Below are 7,691 nucleotides of genomic sequence, written 5' to 3' on the forward strand. Positions count from 1 at the left end.
GGGCAGGTGCTGCTGAGCCAATCCATCGGCCGGGCCGGACCTGCAAGGGGCGCCGCGGGTCGCGGCCAAGGGCCGGGTTGCGATTCATTACTGGGCCGCACTTCGTCTGCCGGGCTGTGTGTCGCCGGCTCGTGAGAGTATAAACGCATGAGCGATCCGAACGACACTCAGCTTGACGACGTCCCGGTGGAGGGCAAAACCCTGGACAACGAGGGGTCGGTTTCCCCTGCCCCTGGTGGCCCTGCCATGGGCGGCCGGCCGGCCGGGCCCCGTGCAGCCCGCGGCGCTCCTGCCGCCAGGACCAGGGGCAGCAGCGTGCAGGACCTTGTGGACGAGCCGGCGAAGGTCATGCGGATCGGCACCATGATCCGGCAGCTCCTTGAAGAAGTTAAATCGGCGCCGCTCGACGAAGCCGCACGCGAGCGTCTTGCCGAAATCCATGAACGCTCCATCAAGGAGCTGGAGGACGGGCTGGCTCCGGAGCTGGTCGAAGAGCTGGAACGGATCAGCCTGCCTTTTCCTGAGAACACCACACCTTCGGAGGCTGAGCTCCGGATCGCCCAGGCCCAGCTGGTGGGTTGGCTGGAAGGACTCTTCCACGGGATCCAGACGGCCATTGCAGCCCAGCATGCAGCCCGTGAGCAGGCGGCCGCACAGTTGCAGATGAAGCAGCTGCCGCCGGGGACAGTCATAGCCCCGGGGGTGGTCATCGGGGAAAACGGCGAGCCGCAACGGGCCACCGCCGGCCCGCAGCGCTCCGGTGCAGGATCACCCGTCCGGCCGGAGGACCCGGACCACGGCCCCGGCCAGTACCTCTAGGCTCGCGTGGGATTCTTCACGGCCGCCCGGCAAGGGCGTAAGGACGACTCTGAGCTGGGCAAGGGCCTCTGGCGGCGCGCCCATGACCGGTTCCACCGGGGACTGGACCGCTACCACCAGGTCCTTGAGGGCGTCGAGGACGAGCAGCTCTACGCCGAACTGGTGGAGATCGCCAACGAGCTTTCCGAGCTTCTGGAACGTGTCCGAGCGGTCTGCGTCGAAGCCCAGAGACGTTCCCCCAGCGAGGGACTGGACATTCCGGGGCCCCTGGCCGGAGTCCACCGCGCACTGTCCAAGGCCGGCAACTCGCTCGCCACAACAGCAGAGGCCGCCGCCATGCTGAGGCTTGCGGTGGGGCCTGTGCCCGTGGGAGCGGCGTCAGTGCGGCGCCGGGCGGAATCCGTGCTGGAGCAGGTGGCTGACGCGGAACGGCGCCTCGCCGAGGACGCCGCCAGTGGCCAGCCGGACAGTATTCCAGGTTAAGCGTCTGGCTTAGCGGCGCCCTTCACGGCCGGTCCGGGCCGTTCCTTTTGGCACGATGGGTGGATGACTTCTACACCGACACTCACTTTCAATGACGGACACACCATTCCCCAGCTCGGCTACGGCGTGTGGCAGGTTGAGGACGACGTTGCCGAAAAAGTAGTCCGCCAAGCCTTCGAGGCAGGCTTCCGCCACGTCGATACGGCCAAGATTTACGGCAATGAGGCTGGCGTCGGCCGCGCCATTGCCAGTTCGGGCCTCCGGCCGGAGGAGCTCTTCATCACCACCAAGCTGTGGAACGCCGATCAGGGGTACGAGTCCACGCTGGCCGCGTTCGAGGAATCCATGGACAGGCTGGGCCTGGACACCCTGGACCTCTACCTGATCCACTGGATGCAGCCCAAACAGGACAAGTTCGTGGACACGTGGAAAGCGCTCATTGAACTCCAGAAGCGGGGACGGGTCCGGTCCATCGGAGTTTCAAACTTCACGGTGGAGGGGCTGCAGCGGCTCATTGACGAGACCGGAGTGGTACCTGCCATCCACCAGATCGAACTGCACCCCTACTTCAGCCAGCGTGAACTGCGTGCGTTCGGTGCCGCGCAGGGAATCCTGACCCAGGCCTGGTCCCCCCTGGGCCAGGGCGGTGAGCTCCTCGGGGATCCTGCGGTCACAGGGATAGCTGCCAAGCACCAGGCCACACCGGCGCAGGTTGTCATCGCGTGGCACCTGGCCATCGGCAACGTGGTAATCCCCAAATCGGTGACGGAGACGCGCATCCATGAGAACTTCGCAGCGCTGGACTTCGCGCTGGACAGTGAAGACCTGGAAGCCCTCAATGGCCTGGACAAGTCTGCCCAGGGCGAGGGCCGGATCGGCCCGGATCCTGCGGTGTCCGACTTCGCCTAAGGACCCGGCCGGTCAGGCGGCGATCCGGGCCTGTTCGACGGCGACGGCGTCGATGACGGCCCAGGAATCCTCGCCGATGCAGTTCCGGCTGGCGAAGCGTTCCGCGTCCTGCAGGGACTCGAAACTTTCACTCCGGATGCGGCCACAATCGGCGTCGAAGTAGGTGACGTGAAATTCCTGTGCGGTGTTGTTTTCCATAAATCCAGTGTGCAACCGGGGTCTGACAATTACCGTGCTTCAGTCCCGCGTGTTGCCCAGCCGCAGCACCCGCTCCTGCGCGAGCATGGCTGAGCGCTGCGATTTTTCCGCCGCACGGGCTGCCTGCTTGGCCTCCGCTGCAAGGGTGCCCAGCTGTTTCCTGGACCGTTCGAGCTCCTCCTCGGCCCCTTGCAACCTGGCCCGGAGTTGCCGTGTTTCGCGGGTCAGGTCAGCCACCCGGGCTTCCGTATCCTCCAGCACGCTTCGCCGTTCCTCGGCGCGGCGGCCGGATTCCTCCTCAGCTGCCTTGGCTTCGGCCAGGGCAGCTTTGGCTTTCTCCAACGCAGACGGCGAAGCGGGCCGCGGAGTCTGCCGGACTGCCTTGAGCCGTGGTTGGTCCGACGCCGGGCGGGCAGCGCTTTCCGTCGTCGTCCGTTGTTTCTCCCTGACGGGGGCAGCAGCCGATGGCGTGACGGGCGCGGCACCCCGGACCGGAACAGCCCCGGGCACTGCTACGGCCCCGCCCAGATCGACGGTGTCCACTCCGTCGGCGGACAGCGCCTGGACCAGCAGACCGCTCTGAACTGCGGCTGCGGCGCCTTCGTCCGCGGTCAGCGCCCGCAGAGTCCGCTCGACGTCGGACGCGATGGTTGAGCTGATGCTGCGCCCCCGCCTCTCCGCCTCGGACCGGGCGGTGTCGACGGCGGAGGCCAGCAGGGTGCGGCGCTCCCGGCCCAGCTCACGCAGGGTGACGGCGTCCAGCGATGACTGGGCTGTCCGCATCTTTTCGCCCAGGCCGGCCAGCTCCGCGAGCAATTCCGGCTGATGAACGGCGAGCATGTTGACGGTCCAGGCCGCAACGGAAGGCTTGGGCAGGGACTTGATGGCAGCGGGGAGTTCCTTCCCGGAACCGGCCGACTCTTTGGCCGCGGCCGTCCGCGCTGCCACAAAATCGTCGAAAGGCAGGGCGTACAGCCCGTGGGCGATGGCTGCCAGCGCCTTGTCATCCATGCACGCCATCTTAGGGGAGGGCGTGCCGTGTGCCCTGCCCCCCGGAAGCAGCCAAGGAAAGCAAACCCCCTAGACTGGCCGCATGGGGAGAGTATGGGGGCTCGTTGTCCGGCCCGTGGTGTTGATCCTGGCTGTCAGTGTTCCGTCCGCCGGCTGTTCGACCGCGTGCACGGCCATTGGCTGGGTCAACACCATCACTGTTGAACTGGACGGGGACGTCTCCGGGGTCAACATGGTGCAGCTCTGTGACGGGGCGGAATGCTCGGAACCCAGCCCACCGTCCGCAGCCGCCGCTCCGCGGACCATGGCACCGCTGGCTTCCCTCAACCCCACCGCACCGGTTACCCCCGACCTGCAGCGCACGCAGGCGCCGTTTTACGCCGAACGGGTCGATACGGACACCTGGCGGTTCATGGTGAACATGAGCACCCCTGACCAGGTCACCGCCAAGGCTCTGTCTGCCGCAGGGGATATTCTCGCTGAACAGTCGGCTGACCTTGACTGGAAACGGATGGGGGATCAGCGCAATGCGGTGGACCGTCCGAGTCCTCACCTATCCGACTTAGTGTTCCGGCTCCATAGAATCACCGGATCCCGGCGAGATTCGAACAGGCATCCCATAGCCGCCTGCGGGCTTCCGGGTCCGATCCCATTCCGGGCGTGGGGAGTTCCTTCCGCTTTGACCAGAGCTTTCCGGTCACCTCTGATGTCTCTGGAGCGGTGGCAAGCCAGAGGGGTGTGTCCGCAGCCTGTTCGGCTGGTGCACCGAACGTGTCCGTGATCCAGCGAAATGGGCCGCCAACGTCCTGCAGCAAGGACGTGTTCCTGACCAGCCCAGGGTGGACCGCATTTGCCACCACGCCAGAGCCGCGGAGGCGCTCAGCAAACTCCTGGGTGAGGAGGACGCGGGCCAGCATGGTGGGCGGGGTGGATCGAAGGTAGCTGTACGTGCCTTTTGCGGTCTGGAGGTCGTCGAAGCGGAGCCGGGTGTTGCCGTACTTCGAGGCGATATTGACGATCCTGGAATTCCGGGCCTCTGCCCGGTCCGCCGCCGCACCCCTTCTTCCGACGGCGGCAGCTTGCGTGAGTGCGTCCAGCAGGAGGCTGGTCAGCAGGAAGTAGGCCATGACATTCGTGGCGAAGGTCAGTTCGAGCCCGTCGGGGGTCACCTGGCGTTCCTTGCGGAAGACGCCCGCTGCGTTGACCAGAACGTTGAGCCTGTCATGGCGGGACGCGAACCCGGCAGCGGCGGCCCGGACCGAGGACTGGACTGACAGGTCGCAGGCCAACGGCTCAAGCAAGGCCGCCGGAAAAAGCGAACGGATCCGCTTCACTGCATCTTCGGCACGGGCTGCGGTGCGTCCAACCACAATGACCAAGGCGCCTTCGCGCGCGAGGCCGGTTGCCACTGCCTGCCCCAATCCACCCGTAGCTCCTGTGACGAGCGCTACGGTACCCTCCATGGAAGCCATTGACTCCGTCTCCTGACGCGTGGTGATTCGCTGGTCGGCTCGACCCGGCAACATCACAGCATGCGTCAGCGTGCGTGACCAGATCCTTTGGGCCCGGTCCGTGCCATACCCTCCCCAGCGTGCCCCGCCGGCGGTTAGTCGCCGTTCAGGTCGAAGTCCAGATCGAGGTCCTCGGGGGAGAGGATCTTCCGCCACGTGGACGTCACGCGGGCAGTGGGGAGTTCGGCGGCAATGGGCATCCGGTCCACGGCTACGAGCTGGTCCAGATCCAGGCCCGTGAGGGCAGCGATGTCCCGGATGGGCACCTGGTAGGTCCGGAACGGGCCCAACGGAGGCGCCTCGTCCGCTGCCCCCGGCCGGGGAATATCGGGCAGGTCGGCCAGTTGGGGTGTCTGATCCACGATGTAGCCTGTCGCCGCAAGCTGCCCGTCCTGAAGGAACACCGCGGCCTTAAAGAACATCAGGGGGATGTCCACGCCCCGGTACACCGGATCATGGTCCCCGAAGATCGGCCCGGTGAAGACGATGAGCCGGCGGCCGTAATCGGCGGCATGTTCGAGCAGGTATGACTCCATGCCCAGCCACAGGTCCAGGCCCTGGTTGAATTTCGCAGCCTGGGGTGCGGCGTTTGTGTAGTGGAACGTGTCTTCGTTGGCCTGGGCTGCCTCGGCCAGGGTTTCACCCCAAACCGCCGAGGCACGACGGACCAGGTGCCCCCGGTCAATGTCATTGCGTGCATAGACCCGCTCTCCGGTCTGCTGATCGTCCGCCAGCCGGGGGTCCAGCCGCCACTGGATACCGGACCTTTCCACGTCCATCAGCTTCTCCCCGTCGATGCCGAGGGCAGTGACGGCTGCCAGGCGCTTGTCCAGCCGCATAAGCACCGAGAAGTGCGTATAGGGGAGCAGGACAGTCTCAGCACTTGCCAAGACAGGAACGTTCACCCTCACTCCGAGGAAGTCGACCTCGAAGCCAGACCTTCCCGTCAGGTCACGTAAAGCGGCAGAACCCGGTACAAGCAACAGTTCATCCATGGCCGGACACTAACAGCGGCGGGTGACATCAGGATGAATTCGCGGTGTCCACATAGACAATGACGCTGGCGCCGGGGAGGGCCCTTCGTCTCTGGTCCTGGGATTGCTTGCGGCGGGATGCTTGCGGCACGCGACTCTGGCGCCCGGGGTTCCGTGGGGGTCCGGGCGATGCTCAAACGGCGTACAGACCAGGGCCTACCGCCGGTCCCTTTCATCAGGCTAAGGTCACGTCCATGAAGCCGATCATTCTGCTCGATATCGACGGCGTCCTCAATCCGGTCGCAGGTCCGGGTGACGGCGGGGACCGCCCCACGCTGACCCTTACGCCTGAGAAGATCGGCCTGGTCCGACGGCTCGCTGGCTTGGGCCGGATCGCCTGGGTGTCGACCTGGCCGGCGGACCTGACAGCAGGCCTGGAGTCGCAGTTGCAGCTTGAAGCGGAACCCCTGCGTGTAGTGATGGTGCTGAGGCCGGACGACGACGGCCAGGCAACACCCAAGCTGCGTTCGGTGGCCCGGTGGCTGGCAAGAATGGATGCTTTGGGCGAGGCAGACTGGGACTCGGTGGTCTGGATCGATGACGTGCTGGGAGCGGACGCCCGGGCGTGGGCACACAACCACACGCAGCCGGTGCTGTTGGAGAAGCCTGTACCGGACCGGGGCCTGGCAGAGGTTCACGTCGTGGCAGTCGAAGTGTTCGCTGCTTCCGGATAGCCGGGATCGAGGTGGCCGGGCTTATTAGTCAACTCTTGACCTCGCCGGGCTGATGGCCGACACTCACCCGATGGGAGTATGCGAAGAGGTGCGGGCGCTCACCAGCGTGGTTGACCGGCTCGCGCAGAAGTTTCCGGAAGTACCCACCGGCGTCATCGAGGATGTCGTCCAGCAACAGCACCGTGCCTTGGATGCCGGGAGCGTGCGGGATTTCGTCCCCGTCCTCGTCGAGCACGCAGCAAGGGAACGCCTGGCGCAATGACCTGAAGCCGGTTCGGCGGCCTGACGGACAACCACCCGGCTAGGCTGAAGCCATGCCTCAGGTACGCGCAGAACGATTCATCCGCCTCGACCCGGAAACGGCGTTTGCCTTCTCCCAGACCACGGGCGATTTCCGGCTCACATGGGATCCCTTCATCTCCACGCAGGGATGGCTTGACGGGGCGGCCGCAGCCGGGAAGGGAGTCCGCACCAGGACTGTGTCCCGCATGGGGCTTGTCATGGTGAGCGAATACGTCTCTTTCGTGCCGCCGACGAATGTTGGCATGACGATGGTTTCCGGCCCGTGGTTCTTCGAAAAGTTCGGCGGCGGGTGGAGGTTTACTCCGGAGGACGGCGGGACCCGGGCGGTATGGAAATATTCGTTCACCTGCCGCCCTGCGTGGTTGCGGCCCATTGCCGAACGCATCGGATCCTGGCTGCTGGGCAGGGAGATCGAGATGCGTATTGAGGCTTTCGCCCGCGCCTGCGGGAACCCGGAGCTTGTCAGCGAGTTCCGCAGCCTGGACCCGCAAGGCGGGGCACAGCTTAACCAGCGAAAAACCCCCTAAAAACCTTGGTTTCTAGGGGGTTTGTCCCGAGCTTCCTATCAGAATCGAACTGATGACCTTTTCATTACGAGTGAAACGCTCTACCGACTGAGCTAAGGAAGCACCGCGTGAATCTCCCGGCGTAACCGGGCGGTTCATGCAAGAGTCAACTGTAATAGAGTCCCGCCGCCCGGGTCAAAATGGGCCGGCGGGAAGTACTCAGCAGACCGTGTTGTCGGCGGG

Annotated in this window: 10 protein-coding genes and 1 tRNA gene; 6 read left to right on the forward strand and 5 right to left on the reverse strand. The window is 65.4% G+C overall.

All coding sequences use genetic code 11. The annotated features are described in order from the left end of the window. Nucleotides 1-147 precede the first annotated feature (147 nt). The 3 genes from DBR22_RS14455 to DBR22_RS14465 all read left to right on the forward strand — a co-directional run bounded on the left by DBR22_RS14455 (nt 148) and on the right by DBR22_RS14465 (nt 2,211). Complete coding sequence (locus DBR22_RS14455) at nt 148-819, forward strand: bacterial proteasome activator family protein (protein ID WP_108599591.1); 672 nt, start codon at nt 148-150, stop codon at nt 817-819. Nucleotides 820-825: 6 nt separating this feature from the next. Beyond that, nucleotides 826-1,302 (forward strand): hypothetical protein, encoded by a 477-nt coding sequence (locus DBR22_RS14460; protein WP_108599592.1) that lies wholly within the window; start codon nt 826-828, stop codon nt 1,300-1,302. Between the two features lie 63 nt (nt 1,303-1,365). Then, nucleotides 1,366-2,211 carry an aldo/keto reductase gene (locus DBR22_RS14465; protein ID WP_108599593.1) on the forward strand — a complete coding sequence of 282 codons (846 nt, stop codon included), beginning with the start codon at nt 1,366-1,368 and terminating at the stop codon, nt 2,209-2,211. A gap of 12 nt (nt 2,212-2,223) precedes the next feature. Here DBR22_RS14465 and DBR22_RS14470 read toward each other — a convergent pair whose 3' ends face one another. From DBR22_RS14470 to DBR22_RS14485, 4 genes are all read right to left on the reverse strand, one after another. After that, nucleotides 2,224-2,409 carry a hypothetical protein gene (locus DBR22_RS14470; protein ID WP_108599594.1) on the reverse strand — a complete coding sequence of 62 codons (186 nt, stop codon included), beginning with the start codon at nt 2,407-2,409 and terminating at the stop codon, nt 2,224-2,226. A gap of 39 nt (nt 2,410-2,448) precedes the next feature. Then, the gene (locus DBR22_RS14475; RefSeq protein ID WP_108599595.1) at nt 2,449-3,420 is read right to left on the reverse strand and encodes a hypothetical protein; all 972 of its coding nucleotides are present in this window, start codon (nt 3,418-3,420) and stop codon (nt 2,449-2,451) included. 584 nt (nt 3,421-4,004) lie between these two features. Continuing rightward, on the reverse strand, nt 4,005-4,892 hold the full coding sequence (locus DBR22_RS14480; RefSeq protein ID WP_258229215.1) for an SDR family NAD(P)-dependent oxidoreductase: 888 nt from the start codon (nt 4,890-4,892) through the stop codon (nt 4,005-4,007). Between the two features lie 134 nt (nt 4,893-5,026). Continuing rightward, on the reverse strand, nt 5,027-5,821 hold the full coding sequence (locus DBR22_RS14485) for a DNA/RNA non-specific endonuclease (RefSeq protein ID WP_258229216.1): 795 nt from the start codon (nt 5,819-5,821) through the stop codon (nt 5,027-5,029). A gap of 338 nt (nt 5,822-6,159) precedes the next feature. Here DBR22_RS14485 and DBR22_RS14490 point away from each other — a divergent pair, with 338 nt between their 5' ends. The 3 genes from DBR22_RS14490 to DBR22_RS14500 all read left to right on the forward strand — a co-directional run bounded on the left by DBR22_RS14490 (nt 6,160) and on the right by DBR22_RS14500 (nt 7,469). Then, nucleotides 6,160-6,639: an HAD domain-containing protein gene (locus DBR22_RS14490; protein ID WP_108599597.1), complete on the forward strand. Its 480-nt coding sequence runs from the start codon at nt 6,160-6,162 to the stop codon at nt 6,637-6,639. Nucleotides 6,640-6,709: 70 nt separating this feature from the next. Continuing rightward, complete coding sequence (locus tag DBR22_RS24155; RefSeq protein ID WP_108599603.1) at nt 6,710-6,901, forward strand: three-helix bundle dimerization domain-containing protein; 192 nt, start codon at nt 6,710-6,712, stop codon at nt 6,899-6,901. Between the two features lie 52 nt (nt 6,902-6,953). After that, nucleotides 6,954-7,469, forward strand: coding sequence for an SRPBCC family protein (locus DBR22_RS14500; RefSeq protein WP_108599598.1), 516 nt, complete (start codon nt 6,954-6,956; stop codon nt 7,467-7,469). A gap of 29 nt (nt 7,470-7,498) precedes the next feature. Here the strand turns inward: DBR22_RS14500 and DBR22_RS14505 are convergent. After that, nucleotides 7,499-7,571: transfer RNA gene (locus tag DBR22_RS14505), tRNA-Thr, on the reverse strand. Nucleotides 7,572-7,691 lie beyond the last annotated feature (120 nt).

Origin of the sequence: Arthrobacter sp. HMWF013 (genome assembly GCF_003061105.1) — a bacterium.
Lineage (GTDB): Bacteria > Actinomycetota > Actinomycetes > Actinomycetales > Micrococcaceae > Arthrobacter.